This is a genomic window from Helicobacter pylori, assembly GCF_003637665.1.
GTDB lineage: Bacteria > Campylobacterota > Campylobacteria > Campylobacterales > Helicobacteraceae > Helicobacter > Helicobacter pylori_CK.
The window spans coordinates 79039-105936 of record NZ_MVWR01000004.1; the positions used below are offsets into that span (position 1 = coordinate 79039).

Genomic DNA, 26898 nt, shown 5'->3' on the forward strand with positions numbered 1-26898 from the left:
TCATGTTAATGCCAAAAAGAACAAAATACAGAAAGCAAATGAAAGGGCGCAATCGTGGGAAAGCCCATCGTGGTAACTCTATTGCGTTTGGGGATATTGCGATTAAAGCCATAGAGCATGGGAGGATTGATTCACGCCAGATTGAATCCGCAAGGGTGGCTATGACAAGGCACATTAAAAGAGCGGGTAAGGTGTGGATTAGAGTGTTTCCTGATAAGCCTTTGACCGCCAAACCTTTAGAAACGAGGATGGGTAAAGGTAAAGGCTCTGTGGAAAAATGGGTGATGAATATCAAGCCGGGCAGAATCGTTTATGAAATGCTAGGCATTGAAGAAGGATTAGCGAGAGAAGCTTTAGCGTTAGCTCAGAGCAAACTTCCTTTTAAAACCAAAATTGTAACTTGTGAGAGCGAAAATGAAATATACTGAATTGAAAGATAAAAGTATCAAGGAATTAGAAGAGTTGTTGCATGCTAAAAAGGCGGAGCTTTTTGAGTTGCGCGTTAAGTTAAAGACCATGCAATTGAGTAATCCTAACGAGATTAAGAAAGCCAGAAGAAATATCGCTCGCATTAACACAGCTATTAACGCGTATTATTCTTCTAGCGTTGAGTAAAAAAGGGCAAGCAATGAATACAAAAGAGCCGCATAAAAGGCTGGTGCAAGGCAAGGTTATCAGCAAGTTTGCTGAAAAAAGCGCTGTGATTCTTGTGGAAAGAAAAGTGGTGCATGAAAAATACCGCAAGATTGTTAAAAAGTTCAAAAAATACACTATCCATGATGAAAACAATCAGGTGAAAGTAGGGGATTTTGTGAGCGCGATTGAGTGCAGACCGCTTTCTAAAACCAAGTCCTTCACGCTTAAAGAAATTTTAGTAGTGGGAGTATGAGCATGATACAGAGTTTTACAAGATTGAATGTCGCTGACAATAGCGGCGCTAAAGAAATCATGTGCATTAAGGTGTTAGGGGGTAGCCATAAACGCTATGCGAGCGTGGGTAGCGTGATCGTGGCTTCCGTGAAAAAAGCTATCCCTAATGGTAAGGTGAAACGCGGTCAAGTGGTCAAAGCCGTTGTGGTGAGAACGAAAAAAGAAATCCAAAGGAAAAATGGTTCTTTGGTGCGTTTTGATGACAATGCAGCGGTGATTTTGGACGCTAAAAAAGATCCTGTTGGCACAAGGATTTTTGGGCCAGTGAGCCGAGAAGTGCGTTACGCTAATTTCATGAAAATTATTTCTCTAGCGCCGGAGGTTGTATAATGAAAAGCGAAATCAAAAAAAATGACATGGTGAAAGTCATTGCAGGAGACGATAAGGGTAAGGTCGCTAAGGTTTTAGCGGTGTTGCCTAAGACTTCTCAAGTGGTTGTTGAAGGGTGTAAAGTGGTGAAAAAAGCGATTAAACCTACTGATGATAACCCTAAAGGGGGCTTTATCCATAAAGAAAAGCCCATACACATTTCCAATGTGAAGAAAGCCTAAGGAGTTGGATACATGTTTGGTTTGAAACAATTTTATCAAAATGAAGTGAGGGCAAAACTCGCTCAAGAATTAGACATCAAAAACCCCATGCTTTTACCCAAGCTAGAAAAAATCGTTATCAGCGTGGGCGCTGGGGCTTATGCAAAAGACATGAAAATCATGCAAAATATCGCGCAAACGATTTCTTTGATTGCAGGGCAAAAGGCGGTCATCACTAAAGCGAAAAAATCCGTTGCAGGCTTTAAGATCAGAGAAGGCATGGCGGTAGGGGCGAAAGTTACCTTAAGGAATAAACGCATGTATAATTTCTTAGAAAAGCTGATTGTGATTTCATTACCCAGAGTGAAAGACTTTAGAGGGATTTCACGAAATGGTTTTGATGGGCGCGGGAATTACACCTTTGGGATCAATGAGCAGTTGATTTTTCCGGAAGTGGTTTATGATGATATTATGGTCAGTCATGGCATGAACATCACTATGGTAACTTCTACGGACAACGATAAAGAAGCGTTCAAGTTGTTAGAATTGCTTGGATTGCCTTTTGCAAAAGTGAGATAAGGGGTTAATATGGCTAAAAAATCAATGATCGCAAAAGCTCAAAGGAAACCAAAATTTCAAGTAAGGGCTTATACCAGATGCCGCATTTGTGGGAGACCTCATTCGGTTTATAGGGATTTTGGACTTTGTAGGGTGTGCCTAAGAAAAATGGGCAGTGAGGGACTCATCCCAGGCTTGAGAAAAGCCAGTTGGTAAGGATAAGATATGGTAAATGATATAATTGCAGATTCATTAACTCGTTTGAGAAACGCTTCTATGCGCCGCTTAGAATTCACACAGCTTTATTACGCAAAGATCGTGGTTTCTATTTTAGAGATTTTTAAAGAAAAAGGTTTCATTAAAGATTTCAATGTCAAAGATAAAGACAAGAAACAATCGGTTTATGTGCAATTGGCTTATGATGAAAAAGGGCATTCAAAAATCAGCGAAGTGAAGCGCTTAAGCAAGCCCGGTCGTCGTGTGTATAAGCAAAAAAACGAGTTGAAGCGCTTTAAAAATGGCTATGGCGTGATTGTGGTAAGCACTTCTAAAGGGGTGATCACCAACGAAGAAGCTTACAGACAAAATGTCGGTGGCGAAGTGCTTTGTAGCATTTGGTAAAGGATTGAAAATGTCAAGAATTGGGAAAAGAATCATTGAAATTCCAAGCTCTGTGCAAGCGAGCGTTGAAGGGAGCAAGCTTCTTTTTAAAAACAGCAAAGAAAAGCATGAGTTAGAAACTCACAACCGAGTGAAAATCACGCTTGAAAACAACCAATTGAGCTTCCAGCCTGTGGGCGAAGACGCGCAGTCTAGGGCTTATTGGGGGACTTATGGGGCGTTAGCCAACAACATTGTAACAGGCTTAAGCACTGGCTTTAGTAAGACTTTAGAAGTCAATGGCGTGGGCTATAAGGTGGCTTTGGGCAATAAAACTTTGGATTTGAGTTTGGGTTTTAGCCACCCGGTGAAATATCCCATTCCAGAAGGGATTGAAATGGTGGTGGAAAAAAACACGATCACTATCAAAGGGAGCGATAAGCAAAAAGTAGGGCAAGTCGCCGCTGAAATCAGGAGCTTCAGACCCCCAGAGCCATACAAGGGCAAGGGCGTGAAATACAGCGATGAAGTCATTATTAGAAAAGCTGGTAAAACAGCTAAAAAATAAATAAGGTGGAGTGATGAACGCGAAAGCATTGTATAAAAAGAAAGCCTTAAGGGATCGCCGAAAATTAAGGATTAAAAGCAAACTCTTGGGCGATAAATTAAGGCCTAGGGTGAGCGTTTTTCGTTCGAATCGCTATTTCTATGCACAAGCGATTGATGATGTTAAACAAAGCACCATAACGCATATTGACGGCAGGAAAATGGGCTTTAAAAACACGCAAGAAGACGCTAAAAAATTAGGCGCTCTCTTTGCTGAAGAATTGAAAAAAGCAGGGATTGAGCGAGCGGTTTATGACAGGAATGGTTACCTCTATCATGGCGTGGTGGCAGCGTTTGCTGAAAGCTTGAGAGAGAACGGGATCGCTCTATGACAGAAAGGAAAGGTATGGAAGAGATTAACAGAGAAGAGTTTCAAGAAGTCGTTGTGAATATTGGCCGTGTAACCAAAGTGGTTAAGGGCGGTAGACGGTTTCGTTTTAACGCTTTAGTGGTTGTGGGCAATAAAAATGGGCTTGTAGGCTTTGGTTTGGGCAAGGCTAAAGAAGTCCCTGATGCGATTAAAAAAGCGGTAGATGATGCGTTTAAAAACCTGATTCATGTAACGATTAAAGGCACGACTATCGCTCATGATATTGAGCATAAATACAACGCGAGCCGTATTTTACTCAAACCGGCAAGTGAGGGAACGGGAGTGATTGCTGGGGGTTCAACGCGCCCTATCGTGGAATTAGCAGGCATTAAGGATATTCTCACCAAATCTTTAGGCTCCAACAACCCCTATAATGTGGTGCGCGCGACTTTTGACGCTTTAGCGAAAATCAAGGCGTAGTTAAAAAGGAGATATGATAATGGGATTAGAAAATTTAAAACCGGCTAAAGGTAGCGTTAAAAAAATCAAACGAGTGGGCCGTGGTCAAGGAAGCGGCATGGGAAAAACGGCCACAAGAGGCGGTAAAGGTCAAACCGCAAGGACAGGCTATAAGGCTAAAAGAGGCTTTGAAGGAGGGCAACAACCCTTACAACGCCGTTTGCCTAAAATAGGTTTTAGGACTAAAGATTCTCATATCTATTCTATCAATGTGGAAAAGAATGAAGCGATTAAAAATTTAGAAGAAATCACTTTTTCAAGCTTGCGCGCTTTACACCATTTCCCCCTTTATATTGAAGGCGTGAAATTGATCGGTAAGGACGCTAAAAACTTGGCTTCTAAAATTAAAGATGAGAGAATCAAAACAAGCGGGCAGAAGTAATGCCCCTATTGTATCAGCTTGATTTAAGAGGAATAAGTTATTATGAATAAAGCTATTGCTAGTAAGATACTCATCACTTTGGGTTTTTTATTTCTCTACAGAGTCTTAGCTTATATCCCCATTCCTGGCGTAGATTTAGCAGCGATCAAGGCTTTTTTTGACAGCAACTCCAACAACGCTTTGGGGTTGTTTAACATGTTTAGTGGGAATGCGGTTTCTCGCTTGAGCATCATCTCTTTGGGTATCATGCCCTATATCACTTCTTCCATTATCATGGAGCTTTTGAGTGCGACTTTCCCCAACCTGGCTAAAATGAAAAAAGAGCGAGACGGCATGCAAAAATACATGCAAATCGTGCGCTATTTGACCATTTTAATCACCCTAATCCAAGCGGTGAGCGTTTCAGTGGGCTTAAGGAGCATTAGCGGGGGAGCGAATGGAGCGATCATGATTGATATGCAAGTCTTTATGATCGTTTCAGCGTTTTCTATGCTTACAGGGACGATGCTACTCATGTGGATAGGGGAGCAAATCACGCAAAGGGGCGTGGGGAATGGGATTAGCCTTATTATTTTTGCCGGGATTGTTTCAGGGATCCCATCAGCTATTTCAGGCACATTCAACTTGGTCAATACAGGCGTTATTAATATCTTAATGCTCATTGGTATTGTGCTGATTGTTTTAGCGACGATTTTTGCGATTATCTATGTGGAATTAGCTGAGCGCAGGATCCCTATTTCTTATGCACGTAAAGTGGTGATGCAAAACCAAAACAAGCGCATCATGAATTACATTCCTATTAAGTTGAATTTAAGCGGGGTGATCCCCCCTATTTTCGCTTCAGCTTTGCTCGTGTTCCCTTCTACGATTTTACAACAAGCCACAAGCAACAAAACCTTGCAAGCGGTTGCGGATTTTTTAAGCCCGCAAGGGTATGCGTATAATATTTTGATGTTCTTACTCATCATCTTTTTTGCTTACTTTTATTCTTCTATCGTGTTCAATTCTAAGGATATTGCCGATAATTTGAGGCGTAATGGCGGGTATATTCCAGGGCTTAGGCCTGGAGAGGGGACTTCATCGTTTTTAAATTCTGTAGCGAGCAAGCTCACTTTGTGGGGTTCATTGTATTTAGCGCTCATTTCTACCGTGCCTTGGATTTTGGTTAAGGCTATGGGCGTGCCTTTTTACTTTGGAGGCACAGCGGTGCTGATTGTGGTTCAAGTCGCTATTGACACCATGAAAAAGATTGAAGCGCAAATTTATATGAGCAAGTATAAAACTTTAAGCGCGGTAGGCTTTTAATGGCGATCTCTATTAAAAGCCCAAAAGAAATCAAAGCTCTAAGAAAAGCTGGGGAATTAACCGCTCAAGCGTTAGCCCTTTTAGAGCGAGAAGTAAGGCCTGGGGTTTCGCTTTTAGAGCTGGATAAAATGGCTGAAGATTTTATCAAATCCTCTCATGCCAAGCCTGCTTTTAAGGGGCTGTATGGATTCCCCAACTCTGTGTGCATGTCCTTAAATGAAGTGGTCATTCATGGCATTCCTACGGATTATGTTTTGCAAGAGGGGGATATTATAGGCTTGGATTTGGGGGTGGAGGCGGATGGCTATTATGGCGATTCGGCTCTCACGCTCCCTATAGGCGCGATAAGCCCACAAGATGAAAAATTGCTCGCTTGCTCTAAAGAGAGTTTGATGCATGCTATTGATTCAATTAGAGTGGGCATGCATTTTAAAGAATTGAGCCAGATTTTAGAGAGTGCTATTACAGAAAGGGGCTTTGTGCCTTTGAAGGGATTTTGCGGGCATGGCATTGGTAAAAAACCCCATGAAGAACCAGAAATCCCCAACTATCTAGAAAAAGGCGTCAAAGCTAATAGCGGCCCTAAAATCAAAGAGGGCATGGTATTTTGTTTAGAGCCTATGGTGTGTCAAAAACAAGGCGAGCCTAAAATACTAGCGGATAAGTGGAGCGTGGTTTCAGTGGATGGGCTTAACACAAGCCACCATGAGCATACTATCGCCATAGTTGGCAATAAAGCAGTGATTCTTACGGAGCGTTAATGGCAAGAGATGATGTTATAGAAGTGGATGGGAAAGTGATTGAGGCGTTGCCTAACGCTACCTTTAAGGTGGAGTTAGACAATAAGCATGTGGTGTTGTGTCGCATTTCTGGAAAGATGCGCATGCACTACATTAGGATTGCTTTAGGCGATAGGGTTAAGCTAGAGCTTACGCCCTATAGTTTAGACAAAGGTCGGATAACTTTTAGATACAAATGAATTTAAGGGTTATTTCAATAAAAATATGTTAGTATAAAAGTTTTTAGTAGTGCCTAATTTTTTCAAAGGAGAAAAATCATGAAAGTCAGGCCATCAGTGAAAAAGATGTGCGATAAGTGCAAGATTATTAAAAGAAGGGGCGTTATTAGAGTGATCTGCACTACCCCTAAACACAAACAAAGACAAGGATAAAGCATGGCAAGGATTGCTGGTGTGGATTTACCAAAAAAGAAGAGAGTAGAGTATGCCCTTACCTATATTTATGGGATTGGGCTTAAGAGTTCTAGAGAGATTTTAGAAGCGGTGGGCATTTCTTTTGACAAGCGCGTGCATGAATTGAGCGAAGATGAAGTGTCTAGTATCGCTAAAAAAATCCAGCAAAGCTACTTAGTAGAGGGCGATTTGCGTAAAAAAGTTCAAATGGATATTAAATCCTTAATGGACTTAGGGAATTATCGTGGGATCAGGCATCGTAAGGGTCTTCCTGTAAGAGGCCAAACCACTAAAAATAACGCTAGGACTCGTAAGGGTAAGAAAAAAACCGTGGGTAGCAAGTAGCGAATAAGGAGATGATGATTTAATGGCTAAGAGAAATGCAGCGACTAAAAAGAAAGTAGTCAAAAAGAATATTGCTAGGGGGGTTGTTTATATTTCAGCGACCTTCAACAACACCAACATCACTATCACTGATGAAATGGGCAATGTGATTTGCTGGAGCACGGCGGGCGGTTTAGGGTTTAAAGGCTCTAAAAAATCCACCCCTTATGCAGCCCAACAAGCCGTAGAAAGCGCTTTAAGCAAGGCTAAAGAGCATGGCGTTAAAGAAGTGGGCATTAAGGTTCAAGGACCAGGTAGTGGGCGTGAGACCGCCATTAAGAGCGTGGGTGCGACAGAGGGCGTTAAAGTGCTTTGGATTAAAGACATCACCCCGCTCCCTCATAATGGTTGCAGACCCCCTAAAAGAAGAAGAGTGTAAGGAGGCTTTATGGCAAGATATAGAGGCGCAGTAGAAAGACTAGAAAGGCGTTTTGGGGTTTCTTTAGCCTTAAAAGGTGAAAGGCGATTGAGCGGGAAGAGCGCGCTAGATAAAAGGGCTTATGGGCCAGGCCAGCATGGGCAAAGACGCGCTAAGACTTCTGATTACGGGTTGCAATTGAAAGAAAAGCAAAAAGCTAAAATGATGTATGGCATTTCTGAAAAGCAATTCAGGAGTATTTTTGTAGAAGCCAATCGTTTGGACGGCAATACGGGTGAAAACCTTATCCGCTTGATTGAAAGAAGATTGGATAATGTCGTCTATCGCATGGGGTTTGCGACCACTAGAAGCTCTGCTAGGCAATTAGTAACGCATGGGCATGTGCTTGTGGATGGTAAGCGTTTGGATATTCCCTCTTATTTCGTGCGTTCAGGGCAAAAAATTGAGATCAAAGAAAAAACCAAGAGCAACCCTCAAGTGGTGCGCGCGATGGAATTGACAGCTCAAACAGGGATTGTGCCATGGATTGATGTGGAAAAAGATAAAAAATACGGCATCTTCACCCGCTACCCTGAAAGAGAAGAAGTGGTTGTCCCTATTGAAGAAAGACTCATTGTAGAATTATATTCTAAGTAAGGGGTTAGAGCATGAAAGTTATCAAAACAGCACCTTTGATCCCATCAGAAATTAAGGTGCTAGAGAAAGAGGGCAATCGGGTTAAGATTTCTCTGGCTCCATTTGAGTTTGGTTACGCTGTTACGCTCGCTCATCCTATTAGAAGGCTTTTGCTTTTAAGCTCTGTGGGGTATGCTCCTGTAGGTTTAAAGATTGAAGGCGTCCATCATGAGTTTGACTCATTAAGGGGAGTTACTGAAGATGTGTCGCTTTTTATCATGAATTTAAAGAATATCCGCTTTATAGCCAAGGCGTTAGTGGGGCAGGATAGTTCTTTAGAAAACCAATCGGTTGTGGTGGATTATTCTTTTAAAGGGCCTATGGAGATTAGGGCTAGAGATTTGAATTCTGAGCAGATAGAAATCGTCAATCCTGAAATGCCTCTAGCCACGATCAACGAAGACGCTCAATTGAATTTTTCGCTCATCATTTACAAGGGAATGGGGTATGTCCCAAGCGAAAACACAAGGGAATTGATGCCTGAAGGTTACATGCCACTAGATGGCTCTTTCACGCCGATTAAAAATGTGGTTTATGAGATTGAAAATGTTTTGGTTGAGGGCGATCCCAACTATGAAAAAATCATCTTTGATATTGAAACAGACGGGCAAATTGATCCTTATAAAGCGTTTTTATCAGCGGTGAAAGTGATGAGCAAGCAGCTAGGCGTTTTTGGTGAAAAACCCATTGCTAACACGGAGTATTCAGGCGATTACGCCCAAAGAGATGACGCTAAAGACTTGAGCACTAAGATTGAAAGCATGAATTTGAGCGCTAGGTGTTTTAATTGCTTGGATAAAATCGGCATCAAGTATGTGGGCGAATTGGTTTTGATGAGCGAAGAAGAGCTTAAAGGCGTGAAAAACATGGGCAAAAAATCCTATGATGAAATCGCTGAAAAATTGAATGATTTGGGCTATCCGGTAGGCACAGAATTAAGCCATGAACAAAGAGAGAGTTTAAAGAAAAGATTAGAAAAATTAGAAGATAAAGGAGGTAACGACTGATGAGACACAAACACGGATACCGCAAGCTTGGGAGAACCAGCTCGCACAGGAAAGCGTTATTAAAGAATTTAGCGATCGCTTTGATTGAGCATAACAAAATTGAAACAGGGATTTATAAGGCTAAGGAATTGCGCAGTTACATTGAGAAATTAACGACAGCAGCTCGTGTGGGCGATTTTAACGCACACCGCCATGTTTTTGCGTATTTGCAAAACAAAGAAGCCACCCACAAGCTTGTAACTGAAATCGCGCCCAAATACGCGCAAAGGAATGGCGGATACACCAGGATCCAACGCACCACTTTTAGAAGAGGGGACGCTTCCACTCTAGCTACCATTGAATTTGTATGAAATTTGATGAACTGCTAGCCAAGATTTTGGTTGGTGGTTATCGCTTTGATTTTATCTTTTTAAAAGAAGCACTCAAAAGCTTTGACTTTGTTTTATTGATCATGAAATTTAAAAAATGCTAAAAAACATTTTCTGTGATCAAAATATAAAAGAGCTTAGTTAAGCGATAACCTCCAAACGGCAAAAATAAAGTAACTAAAACCCTATTTTAAAACCACCCAAGCAGAAATCCCAAACATCTTTGTAGTATAATACCCCCATACATTTGTATCTAGCGTAGGAAGTGCACAAAGTTACGCCTTTATAGATATGATGTGTGAGACCTGTAGGGAATGCGTTGGAGATCAAACTCTGTAAAATCCCTATGATTAGGGGCACAGAGTGAGAACCAAACTTTCCCCCAACATCAGTCTAGGAAGCCCAATCGCTTTAGCGTTTGGGTGCTTCACAAAATTAAAATAAACTCAAAACTCGCTTCTATCCCACCCTTTAATTGAGCGGTATTTCTTGCATTTTTATTGAGATTTTTAATTGGTTTGATGATTTTAAAAAATCCAACTGCTGGAGATTGATCCAGATGGATTCAAGCGTATTTTGAGACACGCTAGATATTGGCTATTCCTCTATACTAAACTGCTTTGGATTTTAGCCGATGTAGGTGATGGGTTGATTTGTTCGCTTTGTAGTGGTTTTGTTGAAAAAATATGAACTCCTATTATTGTGTCCGCCACACAATGCATAATGGAAACGCAAAATCCGACCGCCTTTTCCACACAAAGCGAAACTGAATCAATCTTTCTATACTTGCTAACTCAAACGCTTCTTAACCTGGTGCAATATACAGACAAAAATTTGCCTAACAAAACCCGCTTATAAGAATTTTTGATACACTAACACCACCGATTTAGGTGTAGAGCTAAGGCTAAAAAAATGATCTGTAGCTTCATTGAGCGAGCCAGAAAAGAGCGTTTTTAAACGCAAGTTTTTTAAGGGGTATTTGAGGTTTTTAGAAGTGAATTGGGCTTTAAGATCCAGGCTAAAAAGCGAGATTTGTTCCCCTTTAAAACTAGGCAAAGTAAAAGGGGTTTCTAGAACTCTAAAAAGACCATAATCGCTCATGGCTTGGATTTTTTGGCAAAATTTAAAATACTCCAACAATAAAAAAGTGTTCGCTAAAGCGTGATCTTCTCGCTTGCCATTCAACCCTAAAAAAATAAAATCATCAAAGCCCCTATTCAAAGCATAAAAAAAGGCTTTGGACAAATCGTTGCTGTTTTGCTCGCTCACGCGTATAGGGTTATACAAGGCTTTCAAATGCGAATCAATGCTATCCAGATCGCCTATAACAACGCTGGGCTTGAATTGAAGTGCATGCAATGATATAACAGCCCCATCGCATGCGATTAAAAAGGGAGCGTTTTTTAAAAGGTCTAAGCATTTTTGAGATTTAGGAAACTCCCCATTCGCTAAAATCACTGCTCGCATGACTTATTCCAGCGGTTAAAATAATACAAACCAATAAAAAGGTATAGAATTGTTGTGAAGAGTTGCACTAAGCTTTCTGTAGAAATTTGAAAAATACAAAACCACACGATAATAGACACGATATTCCCCAAAGTTACTAGTGCATAATTTTCTATATAGCGCAAAACCTGTAAAATAAAAGCAATAATAAAGATGACGAAATTAAAACTCTCTGCCCATAAAAAATTCGTTTTAATCTCTTTAAAAAACAAAGCGCTCACACAAGTTAAAACCCCTATGCCTAAAATGAGTATAAAACGCCAATTTTTGGGAAGTTTTTGAGCCTTAATAGCACCCTCATGCCGCTCTGTCTTTTTCCATGCGAACAGCCCATAAACCGTTACTGGCATATACAAAAAAAGGCATAAAATCACATCGGCGTTTAATTTCCATTGATAAGCGACATAAGCGTAACTCAAATTATAAACAAGACCAAACACAAAGCAAATAGTTTGCCTTTCTCCGGCAAAAAACGCATACAAAACCCCACTAAGCCCCGCTAAAAGATTGATAAACGAGCCTTTGACAAGGATGTTAGTGATGGTTAAAAACACGCAAGAAAGAATGATCGTGGCGTAAAATCGTTTGGATAGTTGGGTGGTTATTAACATGTTATTCCTTACGCAAGAATTACCTTGACAAGTTCTATGGGTTTGATCTCAGCCTTTTAAAAACTTGAGCGTTTTTAAAAAGCACCCCTTAAATGCTCCTTATTGTAACACAAATCAGTGAGAACATGCTTTAAAGTTTCTTTAATTTTTTACTCCCCTCTCCATATTAATGCCATTTGGGTTAAATCACCACCCTAATTTAGCGCAAAGCCTAGAACAAATCCCAAAACACACAAGAAAGCCAAGCATAACCAAACCCTCTATAAGGAAGGTGCTAGGATGCCCACAATACGCCGAGATCTCATGGATAGCGGCAATAAAGGGCATCGTTAAAAGCATCACATAAAAATCCCTTAGTCTTGATCCTAACACAGCGTTATAAAACGCGCCAAAAAACCTAGCCTTAAAAATGGCTTTGAGAAACCTAGGGTATCTTACTTGGAAAGATTTATAACAATCCCTGCCTCGTGGGTCAAATAAAAGGTTAGACAATAGGGTTGCTATTAAAAGCGTTAGCCATGCGTAATAGCTGTCTTTAGGGTTAAAAAGGATATCGCCTTGGCTCCAAGGAAATGTAGACAGACATCCCGCATAGACTATGGCCACTGCCCATTGATATTCCCAGTCGCTCAAACGCTTTTTGATGTTCATGCTCTCTCCTTTCTTGCCCAAAGCTACCTATCATACACGAAATGACGATCATAGGTGGGTTCTCTTGGGGTTTGTGGCTCTCTATCAACGCCACGGATATAATCTTCTACCCTATCGCCTATTTCACGACCAAATTCTCTCCCTACTCCACCACCAACAAATCTCCCTAATCCAATACCCAATGGACCTCCAGGAGCCCCAATTGCTCCGCCCATTGCACCACCCACTGCACCCCCAACAGCTCCTCCTAAAAATCTGCCTAATTCACCCCTTGCCTCTATTTTAGGACTAGCTATAGCCACATTAGCCATTGCACCGCATAAAACCACTAACTACACAACTGAATGTTCTTAATCCACTCATAACAAATCCTTTCATAAAATTGAGATTCAAGGCATGTTTGACACACCTTGATAAGAATATTTATACCACAACCCTATTAAAAGCATTGTTATAGATCGGAAAAATATCACAAGAAGCTCAATAAATGTTTTGTTTATACACAAACTACAATATTAAGGTAAATCATTGGTTTTATGGTTTTAGTATTTTTTAAGCGTTTTAGAGCGTTAAGTTTCAAGCATTAAAGCCTTATAATTGCGTTTTTACACCAACCGCTTAAAAATTGAACGCCTATTTTGAATATATTAGACGCTTTTTTTATTTTTATGCTAAACTATTTTAAGTTTCAGCCGATATGACTTCATACAGAGGTTAAACCAATCATAAATAGTAGGGTTAATTCCATCTCGCTCTGTAATAGGTTTGAAACCATGCATCTAAGATTGACTCCTATCTTGTAAGTGCCATACTACAAGTTCCCATAATAAAAACTTCTAAAAATCAAAACCTACAGAGCGAGATGGAATTAACCTTTTACGATTGCAAAGGGTAGCCAATCTTAAACAACATAAAGGCAATACAAGCCTTATAATATCATTAACCGCTATTCAAAATCACAGATATTTTAATACAGCGTTCAATTTTTGAAAGCAAGAGCTTACTCACGAGCCTTTTTAAAAACAAATTTTTATACCATGTTGCGAGCTTTCGTGTTAGAATGCGTATTGAATTGATTTTAGGAGTGTAAAAATGCAAGTTTCACAATATCTGTATCAAAACGCGCAATCTATTTGGGGGGATTGTATTTCCCATCCGTTTGTTCAAGGCATAGGGCGTGGGACTTTAGAAAGAGATAAATTCCGTTTTTATATTATTCAGGATTATTTGTTTCTTTTAGAATACGCTAAGGTGTTTGCTTTGGGCGTAGTTAAGGCTTGTGATGAAGCGGTGATGAGAGAGTTTTCTAACGCTATACAAGACATTTTGAATAACGAGATGAGTATCCATAACCATTACATTAGAGAGCTTCAAATCACTCCAAAAGAATTGCAAAACGCGCACCCCACTCTAGCGAATAAATCCTATACAAGCTACATGCTCGCTGAAGGGTTTAAGGGCTCTATCAAAGAAGTTGCGGCGGCTGTTCTATCCTGTGGTTGGAGCTATTTAGTGATCGCGCAAAATTTAAGCCAAATCCCTAACGCTTTAGAACATGCCTTTTATGGGCATTGGATTAAGGGCTATAGTTCCAAAGAATTTCAAGCGTGCGTAAATTGGAATATTAATTTGCTTGATTCCCTCACCCTCGCTTCTTCAAAACAAGAAATTGAAAAATTAAAGGAGATTTTTATCACTACAAGCGAATACGAATATCTGTTTTGGGATATGGCGTATCAAAGTTGAATAAAGGTTTTTGTGCTGTTAGAAAAACGCAAGAGAAGAAAACATCTATCTCTTGCAAAACGATTATTGAGCGTAAGCTTCTAGTTTGAGCTCAATCTTTACCTCATCTCCAACGACAGCATCGCTAAAGGTTTTGCCGATACCAAAATCCTTGCGGTTGATTTTGCCTTCAGCTTGTAGCACCATGAATTCTTTTTTATTCATGGGGTTTTGTAAGGGGGCTTGGATTTTGGCTTCCAATACGACAGGCTTGGTTACGCCATGAAGAGTCAAATCCCCATAGATTTTACCATCTTCGTATTTGGTCATTTTAAAGCTCCCTTTGGGGTATTTCATGGCATCAAAAAACTCTGCTGTCCTTAAGTGGTCGTCTCTTTTTTTGTTCCTGGTGTTAATGCTTTTAATATCAATTTTACCTTCAAAAACATTGAGAGCCTTGGTATTAGGATCGGCATCAATTTTACCATCAAAATTATCAAACACGCCTCTTGTTTCATTGAATTTGAAGTGCTTAACCTCAAACCACACGCTAGAGTTTGCCTTATCAATCGTATAAGGTTTTGCAAACGCCAAACTAACACCAAAAAGGGTGAACATTAACGCTTTTTTCATTGTTTCCTCACTTCATTTTGAATTAAAAACGCCAACTATACAACAAATTGGTTAATGGTAAAAATACTCCTAATCATCTGTTTTAAGGTATAATACAAAAAATCCCCATTAGGTAGGTGTTGTTATGATAAAAAAGACCCTTGCATCAGTTTTATTAGGATTGAGTTTGATGAGTGTGTTAAATGCCAAAGAATGCGTTTCGCCCCTAACAAGAAGCGTTAAGTATCATCAGCAAAGCGCTGAAATTAGAGCCTTGCAATTGCAAAGTTACAAAATGGCGAAAATGGCGCTAGACAATAATCTCAAGCTCGTTAAAGACAAAAAGCCAGCCGTCATCTTGGATTTAGATGAAACCGTTTTAAACACTTTTGATTATGCGGGCTATTTGACCAAACATTGCATCAAATACACCCCAGAAACTTGGGATAAATTTGAAAAAGAAGGCTCTCTCACGCTCATTCCTGGAGCGCTAGACTTTTTAGAATACGCTAATTCTAAGGGCGTTAAGATTTTTTACATTTCTAACCGCACGCAAAAAAATAAGGCATTCACTTTAAAGACGCTCAAAAGTTTCAAACTCCCCCAAGTGAGTGAAGAATCCGTTTTGTTAAAAGAAAAAGGCAAGCCTAAAGCCGTTAGGCGAGAGTTAGTCGCTAAGGATTATGAGATTGTTTTACAGGTGGGCGATACTTTGCATGATTTTGACGCGCTTTTTGCTAAAGATGCTAAAAACAGCCAAGAACAACGAGCTAAAGTCTTGCAAAACGCTCAAAAATTCGGCACAGAGTGGATCATTTTACCCAATTCTCTCTATGGCACATGGGAAGATGAGCCTATAAAAGCATGGCAGAATAAAAAATAAAATTTATCCATCGCATAAGAACGATTTTTGCTAACATGACAAAAAATTTGATCTCTTAGGCGGAGTTATGGATTTTGTAGGGTTTGAAGATTTAAAATGCAAAGATAAAGAAAACTCTCAAAAAGTTTTTGTGATCCGTAACGACAAGTTAGGCGATTTTATTTTAGCCATACCCGCTTTAATCGCTCTAAAGCAAGCTTTTTTAGAAAAAGGCAAGGAAGTGTATTTGGGCGTGGTTGTGCCTAGCTATACCACCCCAATAGCCTTAGAATTCCCTTTCATTGATGAAGTCATTATAGAAGATAACCATTTGAGCGCCACTCTCAAAAGTAAACCCATTGACGCTCTTATCTTTTTATTTTCTAATTTTAAAAACGCCAGACTCGCTTTTAGTTTGAGAAAATCCATTCCTTATATCCTAGCCCCAAAGACTAAAATCTATTCTTGGTTCTATAAAAAGAGCGTGCGCCAAAGCCGATCGCTGTGTTTAAAAACCGAATACGAATACAATTTGGACTTAATCCATGCGTTTTGTAAAGATCACAACCTCCCTAACGCCCAACTTAAAAAAATCGCATGGAAGCTTAAAGACAAATCCAAAGAGCGATCCATCATCGCTTCAAAACTCAACGCTAATATTGATCTATTGTGGATTGGCGTGCATATGCATAGCGGAGGCAGTTCGCCCGTATTGCCTGCTTCACACTTTATCAAACTGATTGATTGTTTACACAACAATTTAAGTTGTGAGATCATTCTTATTTGCGGGCCAGGCGAGAGGAAAGCCACAGAAGAACTCCTTAAAAAAGTCCCTTTCGCCCACCTCTATGATACGAGCCATAGTTTAGTGGATTTAGCCAAATTGTGTGCGAATTTAAGCGTCTATATTGGGAACGCTTCAGGCCCTTTGCATGTGAACGCTTTGTTTGACAACCAATCTATCGGGTTTTATCCTAACGAACTCAGCGCTTCTATTTCCAGATGGCGGCCTTTTAATGAACGATTTTTGGGCATCACCCCGCCTAATGGCTCAAACGATATGGGTTTGATTGACATCAAAAAAGAGGGTGAAAATATCCTTGAATTTATCGCACCAAATCTTTCTTGCCGCACACAAGAAAGATAACGGCAACAAGCACCACACAAGCAACCTTAACAACGCTCAAAATCTTAATCTGATTAAAGTGGTTTTTCGCATTCCTAATTAAAATTTCTAATTTCCTCATAAATTGAGCCTTGAGAAATCCAATTTGATAACAGCTTGAGTTGTTAGTTTTCGCACCAACTAGGCTTTATAATGGTCATTAATTTAACCGCTCATTTATCTATTTCTTGTAGAATACGAGTTTATTTTTAGCGTAAAGAAATTGATGGTTAGTCTCATAGAAAAAGCCCCTTACATTCCCTATCCCCTAGCTCTTTATGAAAAATTAGAGCGCGAACACACCTTGCTTTTTGAAAGCGCTGAGATTGAGAGCAAAGCGCACACCAAATCCCTATTAATGGCTAAAGCCTGTTTGAAGCTAATTTGCAACCACAATATCGTAACCATCACTAGCCTAACACCTAATGGTGGGGCGTTTTTGCAAACATTGAGCGCGTTTTTTAAGACGCCTATACAAAACAACGCCCTAACTTTAACCTACACCAAAAATAAAAAAACGCAAGATGAGTTTTTAAAGCTCTTTGAACCTAGCCCTTTTGACGCTTTAAGGGGGCTTTTTAAAAGCGTTAAAACAAAACCCAAACACCCTTTTATGCTTTTAAGCGCGGGCGTTTTTTCTTTTGAAATGCTCAATTTTTTTGAAGATTTACCTAACTTAAAAGCACAAGACAACACCGCGCATGACTTTATTTTTTATGTCGCGCAAAATTTGATCATCATAGACCATAAAGAAAAAAGCGCTGAAATTTTGGGGGCGTGTTTTGATGAACGCTTTAAAACAGAGATAGCCCAGGAGTTACAAAACTTAAAAGAGTTGGCTAAAAACATTAAAAGCGATTTTATCCCTAAAAAATCCAAGCAAAGTAGAGAAGTTAGCGTTAGTTGTGATGATAGCGAGTTTGAAAAAAAGGTGCTATCCTTACAAGAAGAAATCAAAAAAGGCGAGATTTTTCAAGCGGTGTTGTCGCGCAGCTTTTATATGGAGTGCTTGGAGGGTTTGAGCGCGTATTATCATTTAAAACTCTCTAACCCTAGCCCTTATATGTTCTATATCAAAGACAGCGATTTTATCCTTTTTGGGGCAAGCCCTGAGAGCGCTTTAAAATACAACGCCTTAACGAATACGGCTGAAATTTATCCCATTGCTGGCACTCGTTTAAGGGGTAAGGACAAACAAGGGAACATTGATTACGATTTGGATAGTAAAATGGAATTTGATTTGCAACACGACTATAAAGAAAGGGCTGAACACATCATGCTAGTGGATTTAGCCAGAAACGACATGGCCAGAGTTTCAAAAAAACGCTATTGCGATAAGCTTTTAAAAGTGGATAAATATTCCAATGTCATGCATTTAGTTTCAATGGTTGTGGGGGAATTGAAAAAAGGGTGCGATAGTTTGCATGCTTACAGGAGCTTTATGAACGCTGGCACGCTCAGCGGGGCGCCTAAAATCTCTGCGATCAAGCTCATTTACCAGTTAGAAAACCAAAGAAGAGGCTCTTACGGGGGGAGTGTGGGATATTTAAATAGCGAAGGGTCTATGGATTCTTGCATCACTATCCGTTCATGTTTTGTCAAAAACAATCAAGCCGTGATCCAAGCAGGAGCCGGTATTGTTTTAGATAGCGTGCCACAAAACGAAGCGAATGAAACAAGAGCTAAAGCGCAAGCCCTTATTGATGCGATCAGGAAAACAAGCTTATGAAAATTTTTTTTATAGACAATTTTGATTCTTTCTCTTACAACTTAGTGTATGAATTGGAGTGCTTGGGCTATGAAGTGGCTGTTTATCAAAACGATATTGAGCCTGATTACCTTATGGATTTAATGCTTAAAGAATCAACAACGCCCTTATTGTTTATTTCGCCCGGGCCTGGTAACCCTAGCAGTTCGGGTCATCTTTTAGAAATCATTGCAATGGCTAAAAAGAAATTCCCCATTTTAGGGGTTTGTTTGGGGTTGCAAGCTTTAGCGCAAAGCTATGGGGCTAAAATCATAAGGAGTCAAGAGATCGTGCATGGCAAAGCCACAACCATCGCGCTCAAAAAGCATGCCGTTTTTAAAGGCTTGGGGGAGAGCATGGTGGTGGGGCGTTACCATTCTTTAATGGCGAGCGAGTTGCCTAAAAATTTAGAAGTGATCGCACAACATGAAAATATCCCTATGGCTATTATTGATGAAAAGGATAAAATCTTAGCCTATCAATTCCACCCTGAAAGCATCATGACCTTGCAAGGGAGGGCGCTGCTAGAGCAAAGCGTGGGGTTTTTAAAAGGGTTATCATCATGAAAGAGATTTTAAACGCCTTGTATCATCAAAAAGACTTGGATGATAAAGAAGTCAAAAGACTATTCACTCTCATTATTAACGAAGAAGTAAGCCCCGTGCAACTTGGGGCGATTTTGTGCGCTTTGAAAATCAAGGGCGAGAGTTTTAGCGAGATCAGCACCGCTGCAGCCACGCTTTTAGAGCATGCCCCTAAACCTTTTAGTAGCGGATTGGATTTAATAGACAATTGCGGCACAGGGGGCGATGGGCTAAAAACGATTAATATTAGCACCATTGCTGCACTCATTGCCAGCTCTATGGGATTACCTATGGCTAAACATGGTTCAAGAAGCGTGTCCAGTCATAGCGGGAGCGCGGATTTGTTAGAAAATCTAGGCGTGAATATTGAAATGAATCGCACCCAGTTAGAAAATGGCCTCAAGGAGTCGCATTTTGGGTTTTTGTTCGCGCCCTTATACCACCAAAGTTTTAGAAAATCCGCCCCTTTAAGAAAAGAGCTTTTCACTAAAACGATTTTTAATTGTTTAGGGCCTTTAATCAACCCCTTAAGACCAAAAATCCAGCTTTTAGGCGTGTATGACAAATCCTTGTGCAAGACTATGGCGCTAGCACTGAAGGCTTTAGGCGTTAAAAGGGCGATGGTGGTTCATGGAGGAGGGACAGATGAAATCGTGTTGCATGACATTACGCATGCGTGTGAATTGAAAAATAACGAGATTTTAGAGTATGACTTGAATGCTAAAGATTTTGATTTGCCCCCCTATGATTTGAAAGAATTGCAGATTGGAAGCGCACAAGAAAGCGTTCAAGCGTGTTTGGATATTTTAGAAAATAAGGGAAAGGATTCGCACACGATGGTGGTTGTGGCGAATGTGGCGAGTTTGTTGTATTTGAGCAACAGGGCTAAAGATTTAAAAGAGGGCGTGAGCATGACTTTAGAGCATTTAAAAACCAAAGTGCCTTATACGCATTTGCAAAAAATCATAAGATTAAGCCATGCCTAGCGTGTTAGAAAATATCCTTAAAGACAAACTTTTAGAAGTTTCTGCACTCAAAAAAAACCATCCTTTGCCCGCAAGCATAAACCCAAGCGATAGGGATTTTAAAAAAGCGTTATCAGAAAAAAGAACAGGCTTTATTTTAGAGTGCAAAAAAGCATCGCCCTCTAAAGGCTTGATCAGAAAAGATTTTGATTTGCTAAAAATAGCGAAGGTTTATGAAAAATTTGCCTCTTGCATTTCGGTTTTAGCCGATTCTAAATATTTTTTAGGCTCTTATGAAAACATTAAGATTGTTTCACAGCATTCCACCAAGCCCATTTTGTGCAAAGACTTTATCCTTGATAGTTTCCAGGTCAAACTCGCTAGGGTTATGGGGGCTAATGCGGTGCTTTTAATGTTAAGCGCGCTAGATGACAAAAACTATTTAGAGCTTTTTGAACTCGCCAAGTCCTTAAACATGAGCGTGTTAACGGAAGTTTCTAACAAGCAAGAAATTGAGCGCTTGCTCAAACTCCAATACGACATTATAGGCATCAATAACAGGGATTTGCACACCTTAAAAACCGATGCGCTCCAAACGCTGGAATTACGCCCCCTTTTGCCAAAAGATGCGCTCATCATCAGCGAGTCCGGTATCCATTCGCATGCGCAAATCAAAGCCCTAGCCCCTTATGTGAATGGCTTTTTAGTGGGAAGCTCTTTAATGAAAGAAAAGGATTTGAAAAAAGCGTGTGCAAAATTGATTTTAGGCGAAAATAAAGTGTGCGGCCTTACAAGAATCAAAGACGCTAAAGCCGTCTATAAAAACCATTTTATTTATGGAGGTTTGATTTTTGAAAAATCTTCGCCCAGATACATTAAGCCTAAAAAAGCCCTAAAAATCACAAAAGCGGTTAAAAAATTGGATTTTGTGGGCGTGTTTGTGAAAGATAAAATTAAAAAAATTCAAAAAATCGTTAAAAAGCTTGATTTAAAAGCGGTGCAGCTTTATGGCTATTCGCCTAAAAAAATCGCTCAATTAAAAAAATCGCTCCCTAAAACTTGCACGATTTGGCAAGTAGTGAATGTGAGGAGTGCTAAAGATTTAGCGCCTAAAATTCAAGAAGCCTCTCTAATCTTATACGACACTAAGGGGGATAAAATGGGAGGCAATGGCGTGAGTTTTGATTGGGAAATTTTAGAAAATGTCAAAACGCCTTTCATGCTAGCTGGTGGGCTTAATTTGGATAATATTCAAAAAGCCTTGAAAATTAAAGCGTTGGGTTTGGATTTCAATTCCGGTTTAGAAATAAGCCCCGGGATTAAAAATAAGGATAAAATCAAGCGCTTAGCCCGAATTTTAAGAGAGTATTAAAATGAATAAAAAAGCGTATTTTGGGGAGTTTGGAGGGAGTTTTGTTTCAGAATTGTTAGTGCCTGCATTAAGAGAATTAGAACAGGCGTTTGATGCGTGTTTGAAAGATGAGGAATTCCAAAAAGAATATTTCCATCTTTTAAAAGATTTTGTGGGCCGTCCTAGCCCCTTAACCTTGTGTCAAAACATCGTTTCTAACCCTAAAGTCAAGCTTTATTTAAAACGAGAGGATTTAATCCATGGCGGGGCGCACAAGACTAATCAAGCCTTAGGGCAAGCCCTTTTAGCGAAAAAAATGGGTAAAACAAGGATTATTGCTGAAACAGGCGCTGGGCAGCATGGCGTTGCAACGGCTATTGCTTGCGCGTTATTGGATTTAAAGTGCGTGATTTTTATGGGAGGCAAAGACATCAAGCGCCAGGAAATGAATGTTTTTAGAATGCACTTATTAGGCGCTGAAGTGAGAGAAGTCAATTCAGGGAGCGCGACGCTTAAAGACGCCGTGAATGAGGCCTTAAGAGATTGGGCGAGCAGTTACAAGGACACGCATTATTTGCTAGGCACAGCCGCCGGACCGCACCCTTACCCCACAATGGTTAAAACCTTTCAAAAAATGATAGGCGATGAGGTTAAAAGCCAGATTTTAGAAAAAGAAAACCGCTTTCCTGATTATGTGATCGCATGCGTTGGAGGGGGGTCTAACGCTATAGGGATATTCAGCGCATTTTTAAACGATAAAGAGGTCAAACTCATAGGCGTAGAGCCAGCCGGTTTAGGGCTAGAAACCAATAAGCATGGGGCGACTTTGAATAAGGGGCGTGTGGGGATTTTGCATGGGAATAAAACCTATCTTTTACAAGATGATGAAGGCCAGATTGCAGAAAGCCATAGCATTAGCGCCGGGCTTGATTATCCAGGGGTGGGGCCAGAACACAGCTATTTAAAAAAAAGTGGGCGTGCGGTTTATGAAAGCGCAAGCGATGCTGAAGCGCTAGAGGCCTTCAGGTTGTTGTGCCAAAAAGAAGGCATTATCCCGGCATTAGAGAGTTCGCATGCATTAGCGTATGCCTTAAAACTCGCTCAAAAATGCGAAGAAGAAAGCATTATTGTAGTGAATTTAAGCGGCAGAGGGGATAAGGATTTAAGCACCGTTTATAACGCTTTAAAAGGAGGTTTAAAATGAGGTATCAAAACATGTTTGAAACCTTAAAAAAACAAGAAAAAATGGCGTTTATCCCGTTTGTAACCTTGGGCGATCCCAATTATGAATGGAGTTTTGAAATCATTAAAACCCTAATTGCTAGTGGGGTGAGCGCTTTAGAATTGGGTTTTGCTTTCTCAGACCCTGTAGCGGATGGCGTTACCATACAAGCGAGCCATTTAAGGGCGTTAAAACACGCTAGCATGGCTAAAAATTTCCAGCTTTTAAGGGCGCTCAGAGATTACAATCCCCACATTCCCATAGGGCTTTTAGCGTATGCGAATCTCATTTTTTCTTACGGCGTTGATGGCTTTTACGCTCAAGCTAAAGAATGCGGTATAGATAGCGTTTTAATAGCGGACATGCCCCTAATAGAAAAAGAATTAGTCATCAAATCCGCTCAAAAACACCAAATCAAGCAAATCTTTATCGCCAGCCCTAATGCGAGCGTTAAAGATTTAGAACAAGCCGCTATGCATTCGCAAGGCTATATCTACACTTTAGCCAGGAGTGGGGTTACAGGGGCGAGCCATACTTTAAAAAATGACGCAAGCGCTATTATTAAAACCTTAAAAACCTTTAGCTCTACCCCCGCATTACTAGGCTTTGGCATTTCCAAAAAAGAACACATCACAAACGCTAAAGGCATGGGTGCTGATGGCGTGATTTGTGGCTCAGCGTTAGTCAAAATCATAGAAGAAAATTTAAACAATGAAAACGCCATGCTAGAAAAAATTAAAGGGTTTATAGGAGGAATGATTTTTTAAGGCTTTTAGGCTTTGTTGCGTCAAGAATTAAAGTCACAGATTAACAATCATCAAGCTTTATTGCATGCACGTTATTATTGGGTGTATTTTTCTAAATCTATGAAAGGCACTGTTCTTGTTGTATTGGGCTTTCCGATTCTAGGCATACCATTCACCAAATGTGTAGCGTAGGAAATACTGCCATAAGCCTAACAACAATATAAAAGTAACCTTGTAGTGTGGTTGATAGCGGCTAAAATCGCAGGTATTTTGATAATAAAAGGCTGATTTTGATATACTATGGTCTTTTTAGGGTGCTAGAAACCCCTTTTATTTTGCCCAGTTTTAAAGGGGAACAAATCTCGCTTTTTAGTCTGGATCTTAAAGCCCAATTCACTTCTAAAAACCTCAAATACCCCTTAAAAAACTTGCGTTTAAAAACGCTCTTTTCTGGCTCGCTCAATGAAGCTACAGATAATTTTTTTAGCTTTAGCTCTACACCTAAATCGGTGGTGTTGGTGTATCAAAAGTTTTTATGAGCGGGTTTTGTTAGGTAGGATCAAACAAATGCATGGCTGTATGACAATAAGAGATCTTGTGGTTAGTTTGGGAGCTATTATTACTTGTGCTAAAATCTTTATAAGTCTTTACACCCACAACCACTGCCACCGTAATAAAAATTACGATAAGCAAAACAATGGAGACCTTATATTCTTTTGAGTTAGTTTTATTGAAATTTTGATTGCTGTTTGCAATATCTTTTACAAAACGATAGAGAGAGTGTAACAAAATGAGAGTGAAAAACGATGCGAACATGAATAAGCATAAGGCAATTAAACCATCTAGCCCTTTCTTATCAAAAATAGCCAAATTAATTTTAAGCCCACTATCAAATGCCATAAAGATAGCAGCAAAGATCCCAAGAATAGCAACAAAATCTCTTTTTGTATTGTCAATTTGACCCTTTATGGTGTTGGTTTGGTTTGTTATGCTATTAATTTCTTCTTTAAGGTTTTTTATGACTTCATCTTGGCTTTTCATTCTGTTGATTTGAAGCTCCATTTTCTTTCCAACATCTATTGCTTCTTTATCAAGATACTGGATTCTTATACTACTATCTTCGATTCTAGAAAGTCTAATAACTCTTCTTAAAATTCGTTTTTCATTCTCACTGATATCTTCTCCTTGGGATTCTAAAAAAGCCTTAGAGTTTTCAATTAAAGCCACAACAAAAGGGACTTTTTTCGCATAACCTGCACTCATTTCTGTGTCTATTTTAACCACTACATCTTCAAAATCTAGCTCTAATTCTGTAGAATTTTTGTAGTGTTCTGCGATCTGCCCTAATATTTCTTTTATGCTAGCATCATCTTCTATTAGCCCCCCAATAGCACGGAGAAATTTTTCTAAGCTATCTTTCATGGTTTATTCTTAGGAAGTAATGCTTCTTGTAATAATTCTTTATCTGCTTTAATATCATCCCTTTTTATAACTTTTCTCATACCTTTCACATGATGCTTAGACCATGCACTTTCTTTTTGATGGGTTGCTCTAACCATATTCCAAGCATCTGCATCCTTATACTGATTGTAGATTTTAGCAAGTTCTTTTTCTTTTTCTCTGTCTATATTATTCGGTATTTCCTCTCTTTTAGTGATTGGGGTTGATCCATTGATACAAAAATTACGATAAACATCAGGAATAACAGGCCCATAATCCCAAGCTTGAAAATCTTCTTTAATGAGTTTAGAATCGCTTTCTGCCTGAGCAATATATAGCATTTTTTGCAATTTTAGGTTAGTTATAGGTTTTTGATTATCTAAACTTAAATTGATCAAAATTTTTGCTGCGTCTAATGCTTTCATGGCTCTGCTCCCTTTATATGGTTATCATGCAACTACTGATTCCACAAATATAACTAATTTTAGTTAATGACTCTAACATCATGAATTTTTGTTGTTTTGTGCAATGGCTATGCAAAAAGAGAATTCTACTACTTCTCTAACAAACTGAGTAACGCCCTTTTATACTCTAACGCTGTTGTTTCATCCTTGCCTTCAAAGCGGCTGACTAAATAGGGGGTGGTGTTGCTTGCGCGAATAAGCCCAAAACCATGTTCAAAAACCACTCTCACGCCATCAATGCTGATGATTTCTTTGATTTTAGGGAAATGACTTGGCGGGTTTTTAAGTGCTTTTTGTAGGTTATGAATGATTTCAAATTTTTCTTCTTCGCTCACGGCGATTTTTTCTTCAGGCGTGGTGTAGGAATAGGGGAGGTTTTTAATGGTGTTTTCCAAATCGCTTGGACTTTGTTCGAGCAATAATTCTAAAGCCCTTAAGCATGCATAAAGAGCGTCATCATAGCCAAAATAGCGCTCTTTAAAAAAGATATGCCCGCTCATTTCAGCCGCAAAATGCGCATTGGTTTCTTTGAGCTTGATTTTTAAATTGCTATGCCCGGTTTTATACATGAGCGTTTTACCAAAAGTATTAATCGTGTTATACATCACTTGAGAGCATTTGACTTCGCCTATCACAAAGGGGGTGATGCCTTGAGAATGCAAGCGTTTAGCGAATAAAATCGCTAATTCATCGCCCGCATAAATGTGATGAGAGCTTAGCATCGCAATCCTATCCGCATCGCCATCAAAAGCAAAGCCTATTAAAATAGCGTTTTCTTGCATGTGCTTTTCTAGATCTTTTAAGTTTTTCGCTTCGCTAGGGTCTGGGTGGTGGTTGGGGAAATTCCCATCAGGATCGCTATAAAGGCTGCTAAAATCAATGTTTAAAGCCTTTAAAATAGGTTCTAATCCTAACGCTCCCACGCCATTACCAAAATCCAGGGCGATTTTGTATTTAAGATTTTTTAAATGCTTAAAGTCCTTGATCAAATAGCGCTGATACGCTTCTAGGGCATTGACTTTCTCTGGTATTTCTTTTAAGGGTTTTATTTCATGCTTGGCGTTTAAAAGCGTGTCTTTTAAAGCCTGAATGTCCTTGCCATAAAACGGGTTTTGGTTGAGCGTGATTTTAAAGCCGTTGTATTCTTTGGGGTTGTGAGAGCCAGTGATCATGATGGAATTAGGGCATTGAATGCCATTGATTTCATTAAAGGCCGCAAAATACGCTACCGGTGTGGGGATTAGCCCTAAATCATACACTTTCAAGCCGCTTGATTGCAGCCCCGCGCTCAAAGCTTCAAACAAAAAGCGCCCATGCGTTCTCGCATCATGCCCTACAAACACGCTTTTATCGTATTCTCGCATGATTTTCCCTAATTCCACGCCGATACTAAAAGCCGTATTTTCGTCTAAAGTGGTGGGGTAAATGCCTCTAATATCGTATTCTCTAAAAATGCTAATGTCCATGTCATGACTCCTTGTTTTTGAATAAATTTAAACCCT

The 26898-nt window shown here is 39.7% G+C and carries 37 protein-coding genes and 2 pseudogenes; 31 read left to right on the forward strand and 8 right to left on the reverse strand.

All coding sequences use genetic code 11. From position 1 onward, the window contains the following. Nucleotides 1-2: 2 nt before the first annotated feature. The 21 genes from rplP (at nucleotide 3) to rplQ (ending at nucleotide 9727) form a co-directional block, all read left to right on the forward strand. Entirely contained in the window at nucleotides 3-428 is a 426-nt protein-coding gene (gene rplP, locus EAL49_RS04285) for a 50S ribosomal protein L16 (RefSeq protein WP_000928961.1), read from the forward strand. Further along, entirely contained in the window at nucleotides 415-615 is a 201-nt protein-coding gene (rpmC, locus tag EAL49_RS04290) for a 50S ribosomal protein L29 (RefSeq protein ID WP_000877895.1), read from the forward strand. The genes rplP and rpmC overlap by 14 nt, the downstream gene beginning before the upstream one ends. Before the next feature lie 13 nt (nucleotides 616-628). After that, on the forward strand, nucleotides 629-889 hold the full coding sequence (gene rpsQ, locus EAL49_RS04295) for a 30S ribosomal protein S17 (RefSeq protein WP_001092746.1): 261 nt from the start codon (nucleotides 629-631) through the stop codon (nucleotides 887-889). A 2-nt stretch (nucleotides 890-891) separates the two neighbouring features. Continuing rightward, nucleotides 892-1260 (forward strand): 50S ribosomal protein L14, encoded by a 369-nt coding sequence (gene rplN, locus EAL49_RS04300; protein ID WP_000616110.1) that lies wholly within the window; start codon nucleotides 892-894, stop codon nucleotides 1258-1260. Beyond that, nucleotides 1260-1481, forward strand: a complete 222-nt coding sequence (gene rplX, locus EAL49_RS04305; protein ID WP_029650502.1) for a 50S ribosomal protein L24 — start codon at nucleotides 1260-1262, stop codon at nucleotides 1479-1481. Before rplN ends, rplX begins: the two co-directional genes overlap by 1 nt. 12 nt (nucleotides 1482-1493) lie before the next feature. Then, entirely contained in the window at nucleotides 1494-2039 is a 546-nt protein-coding gene (gene rplE, locus EAL49_RS04310) for a 50S ribosomal protein L5 (RefSeq protein ID WP_000467371.1), read from the forward strand. A 9-nt stretch (nucleotides 2040-2048) separates the two neighbouring features. Next, nucleotides 2049-2234, forward strand: a complete 186-nt coding sequence (locus EAL49_RS04315) for a type Z 30S ribosomal protein S14 (RefSeq protein WP_001085694.1) — start codon at nucleotides 2049-2051, stop codon at nucleotides 2232-2234. A gap of 9 nt (nucleotides 2235-2243) precedes the next feature. Beyond that, complete coding sequence (rpsH, locus tag EAL49_RS04320; RefSeq protein WP_000245805.1) at nucleotides 2244-2639, forward strand: 30S ribosomal protein S8; 396 nt, start codon at nucleotides 2244-2246, stop codon at nucleotides 2637-2639. Between the two features lie 10 nt (nucleotides 2640-2649). After that, nucleotides 2650-3186 (forward strand): 50S ribosomal protein L6, encoded by a 537-nt coding sequence (rplF, locus tag EAL49_RS04325; RefSeq protein ID WP_120829171.1) that lies wholly within the window; start codon nucleotides 2650-2652, stop codon nucleotides 3184-3186. Between the two features lie 13 nt (nucleotides 3187-3199). Further along, a complete protein-coding gene (rplR, locus tag EAL49_RS04330) occupies nucleotides 3200-3556 on the forward strand; it encodes a 50S ribosomal protein L18 (RefSeq protein WP_000991865.1) in 357 nt (118 codons plus the stop codon). A gap of 14 nt (nucleotides 3557-3570) precedes the next feature. Further along, complete coding sequence (rpsE, locus tag EAL49_RS04335) at nucleotides 3571-4014, forward strand: 30S ribosomal protein S5 (RefSeq protein ID WP_001860543.1); 444 nt, start codon at nucleotides 3571-3573, stop codon at nucleotides 4012-4014. 19 nt (nucleotides 4015-4033) lie between these two features. Continuing rightward, nucleotides 4034-4435 (forward strand): 50S ribosomal protein L15, encoded by a 402-nt coding sequence (rplO, locus tag EAL49_RS04340; RefSeq protein WP_000522167.1) that lies wholly within the window; start codon nucleotides 4034-4036, stop codon nucleotides 4433-4435. 42 nt (nucleotides 4436-4477) lie between these two features. Continuing rightward, nucleotides 4478-5740 (forward strand): preprotein translocase subunit SecY, encoded by a 1263-nt coding sequence (gene secY, locus EAL49_RS04345; RefSeq protein WP_001030187.1) that lies wholly within the window; start codon nucleotides 4478-4480, stop codon nucleotides 5738-5740. Beyond that, the gene (gene map / locus EAL49_RS04350; protein ID WP_120829173.1) at nucleotides 5740-6501 is read left to right on the forward strand and encodes a type I methionyl aminopeptidase; all 762 of its coding nucleotides are present in this window, start codon (nucleotides 5740-5742) and stop codon (nucleotides 6499-6501) included. Before secY ends, map begins: the two co-directional genes overlap by 1 nt. After that, nucleotides 6501-6719 carry a translation initiation factor IF-1 gene (gene infA / locus EAL49_RS04355; RefSeq protein ID WP_000090248.1) on the forward strand — a complete coding sequence of 73 codons (219 nt, stop codon included), beginning with the start codon at nucleotides 6501-6503 and terminating at the stop codon, nucleotides 6717-6719. The genes map and infA overlap by 1 nt, the downstream gene beginning before the upstream one ends. 78 nt (nucleotides 6720-6797) lie before the next feature. Further along, entirely contained in the window at nucleotides 6798-6911 is a 114-nt protein-coding gene (gene rpmJ / locus EAL49_RS04360; protein WP_000868340.1) for a 50S ribosomal protein L36, read from the forward strand. 3 nt (nucleotides 6912-6914) lie between these two features. Beyond that, the gene (rpsM, locus tag EAL49_RS04365; RefSeq protein ID WP_000090809.1) at nucleotides 6915-7277 is read left to right on the forward strand and encodes a 30S ribosomal protein S13; all 363 of its coding nucleotides are present in this window, start codon (nucleotides 6915-6917) and stop codon (nucleotides 7275-7277) included. 22 nt (nucleotides 7278-7299) lie between these two features. Continuing rightward, on the forward strand, nucleotides 7300-7695 hold the full coding sequence (gene rpsK / locus EAL49_RS04370) for a 30S ribosomal protein S11 (RefSeq protein WP_020972900.1): 396 nt from the start codon (nucleotides 7300-7302) through the stop codon (nucleotides 7693-7695). Nucleotides 7696-7704: 9 nt separating this feature from the next. Then, nucleotides 7705-8331 (forward strand): 30S ribosomal protein S4, encoded by a 627-nt coding sequence (gene rpsD / locus EAL49_RS04375; RefSeq protein WP_000135247.1) that lies wholly within the window; start codon nucleotides 7705-7707, stop codon nucleotides 8329-8331. A gap of 11 nt (nucleotides 8332-8342) precedes the next feature. Beyond that, a complete protein-coding gene (locus tag EAL49_RS04380; protein WP_120829175.1) occupies nucleotides 8343-9377 on the forward strand; it encodes a DNA-directed RNA polymerase subunit alpha in 1035 nt (344 codons plus the stop codon). Then, the gene (gene rplQ / locus EAL49_RS04385) at nucleotides 9377-9727 is read left to right on the forward strand and encodes a 50S ribosomal protein L17 (RefSeq protein WP_001216119.1); all 351 of its coding nucleotides are present in this window, start codon (nucleotides 9377-9379) and stop codon (nucleotides 9725-9727) included. The genes EAL49_RS04380 and rplQ overlap by 1 nt, the downstream gene beginning before the upstream one ends. 870 nt (nucleotides 9728-10597) lie before the next feature. Here the strand turns inward: rplQ and EAL49_RS04390 are convergent. The 4 genes and pseudogenes from EAL49_RS04390 to EAL49_RS04405 all read right to left on the reverse strand — a co-directional run bounded on the left by EAL49_RS04390 (nucleotide 10598) and on the right by EAL49_RS04405 (nucleotide 12876). Then, nucleotides 10598-11212, reverse strand: coding sequence for a thiamine diphosphokinase (locus EAL49_RS04390; RefSeq protein WP_120829177.1), 615 nt, complete (start codon nucleotides 11210-11212; stop codon nucleotides 10598-10600). Continuing rightward, nucleotides 11200-11862 (reverse strand): nicotinamide riboside transporter PnuC, encoded by a 663-nt coding sequence (pnuC, locus tag EAL49_RS04395; protein ID WP_120829179.1) that lies wholly within the window; start codon nucleotides 11860-11862, stop codon nucleotides 11200-11202. The genes EAL49_RS04390 and pnuC overlap by 13 nt, the downstream gene beginning before the upstream one ends. Before the next feature lie 186 nt (nucleotides 11863-12048). Then, on the reverse strand, nucleotides 12049-12513 hold the full coding sequence (locus EAL49_RS04400) for a hypothetical protein (protein WP_120829181.1): 465 nt from the start codon (nucleotides 12511-12513) through the stop codon (nucleotides 12049-12051). A gap of 23 nt (nucleotides 12514-12536) precedes the next feature. Then, nucleotides 12537-12876, reverse strand: a pseudogene (locus EAL49_RS04405) (pantothenate kinase). 729 nt (nucleotides 12877-13605) lie between these two features. Between EAL49_RS04405 and tenA the strand changes: the two are divergent. Next, nucleotides 13606-14259, forward strand: coding sequence for a thiaminase II (gene tenA / locus EAL49_RS04410; protein WP_120829184.1), 654 nt, complete (start codon nucleotides 13606-13608; stop codon nucleotides 14257-14259). 63 nt (nucleotides 14260-14322) lie between these two features. Here tenA and EAL49_RS04415 read toward each other — a convergent pair whose 3' ends face one another. Beyond that, nucleotides 14323-14871 (reverse strand): YceI family protein, encoded by a 549-nt coding sequence (locus EAL49_RS04415; protein WP_120829186.1) that lies wholly within the window; start codon nucleotides 14869-14871, stop codon nucleotides 14323-14325. Between the two features lie 124 nt (nucleotides 14872-14995). Between EAL49_RS04415 and EAL49_RS04420 the strand changes: the two genes are divergently transcribed. The 9 genes and pseudogenes from EAL49_RS04420 to EAL49_RS04460 form a co-directional block, all read left to right on the forward strand. Next, nucleotides 14996-15733 carry a 5'-nucleotidase, lipoprotein e(P4) family gene (locus EAL49_RS04420; protein ID WP_078243422.1) on the forward strand — a complete coding sequence of 246 codons (738 nt, stop codon included), beginning with the start codon at nucleotides 14996-14998 and terminating at the stop codon, nucleotides 15731-15733. A gap of 67 nt (nucleotides 15734-15800) precedes the next feature. Further along, on the forward strand, nucleotides 15801-16859 hold the full coding sequence (locus tag EAL49_RS04425; RefSeq protein ID WP_120829188.1) for a glycosyltransferase family 9 protein: 1059 nt from the start codon (nucleotides 15801-15803) through the stop codon (nucleotides 16857-16859). A gap of 244 nt (nucleotides 16860-17103) precedes the next feature. Continuing rightward, nucleotides 17104-18606, forward strand: coding sequence for an anthranilate synthase component I (trpE, locus tag EAL49_RS04430; protein ID WP_120829190.1), 1503 nt, complete (start codon nucleotides 17104-17106; stop codon nucleotides 18604-18606). After that, on the forward strand, nucleotides 18603-19190 hold the full coding sequence (locus tag EAL49_RS04435; RefSeq protein WP_120829191.1) for an aminodeoxychorismate/anthranilate synthase component II: 588 nt from the start codon (nucleotides 18603-18605) through the stop codon (nucleotides 19188-19190). Before trpE ends, EAL49_RS04435 begins: the two co-directional genes overlap by 4 nt. Continuing rightward, on the forward strand, nucleotides 19187-20194 hold the full coding sequence (gene trpD, locus EAL49_RS04440; RefSeq protein WP_120829193.1) for an anthranilate phosphoribosyltransferase: 1008 nt from the start codon (nucleotides 19187-19189) through the stop codon (nucleotides 20192-20194). Before EAL49_RS04435 ends, trpD begins: the two co-directional genes overlap by 4 nt. Continuing rightward, nucleotides 20187-21545 (forward strand): bifunctional indole-3-glycerol-phosphate synthase TrpC/phosphoribosylanthranilate isomerase TrpF, encoded by a 1359-nt coding sequence (gene trpCF / locus EAL49_RS04445; RefSeq protein WP_120829195.1) that lies wholly within the window; start codon nucleotides 20187-20189, stop codon nucleotides 21543-21545. The genes trpD and trpCF overlap by 8 nt, the downstream gene beginning before the upstream one ends. 1 nt (nucleotide 21546) lies before the next feature. After that, nucleotides 21547-22728 (forward strand): tryptophan synthase subunit beta, encoded by a 1182-nt coding sequence (trpB, locus tag EAL49_RS04450; RefSeq protein ID WP_120829197.1) that lies wholly within the window; start codon nucleotides 21547-21549, stop codon nucleotides 22726-22728. Next, nucleotides 22725-23513 carry a tryptophan synthase subunit alpha gene (gene trpA / locus EAL49_RS04455; RefSeq protein ID WP_120829199.1) on the forward strand — a complete coding sequence of 263 codons (789 nt, stop codon included), beginning with the start codon at nucleotides 22725-22727 and terminating at the stop codon, nucleotides 23511-23513. Before trpB ends, trpA begins: the two co-directional genes overlap by 4 nt. Before the next feature lie 278 nt (nucleotides 23514-23791). Continuing rightward, nucleotides 23792-24031 (forward strand): annotated as a pseudogene (locus EAL49_RS04460) (hypothetical protein); the annotation flags it as partial. Between the two features lie 10 nt (nucleotides 24032-24041). Here the strand turns inward: EAL49_RS04460 and EAL49_RS08425 are convergent. From EAL49_RS08425 to EAL49_RS04480, 3 genes are all read right to left on the reverse strand, one after another. Then, complete coding sequence (locus EAL49_RS08425; protein WP_240461646.1) at nucleotides 24042-24914, reverse strand: hypothetical protein; 873 nt, start codon at nucleotides 24912-24914, stop codon at nucleotides 24042-24044. After that, nucleotides 24911-25357 carry a Panacea domain-containing protein gene (locus EAL49_RS04475; RefSeq protein ID WP_000645305.1) on the reverse strand — a complete coding sequence of 149 codons (447 nt, stop codon included), beginning with the start codon at nucleotides 25355-25357 and terminating at the stop codon, nucleotides 24911-24913. The genes EAL49_RS08425 and EAL49_RS04475 overlap by 4 nt, the downstream gene beginning before the upstream one ends. 128 nt (nucleotides 25358-25485) lie before the next feature. Next, nucleotides 25486-26862, reverse strand: a complete 1377-nt coding sequence (locus EAL49_RS04480; protein ID WP_120829203.1) for a phosphomannomutase/phosphoglucomutase — start codon at nucleotides 26860-26862, stop codon at nucleotides 25486-25488. Nucleotides 26863-26898 lie beyond the last annotated feature (36 nt).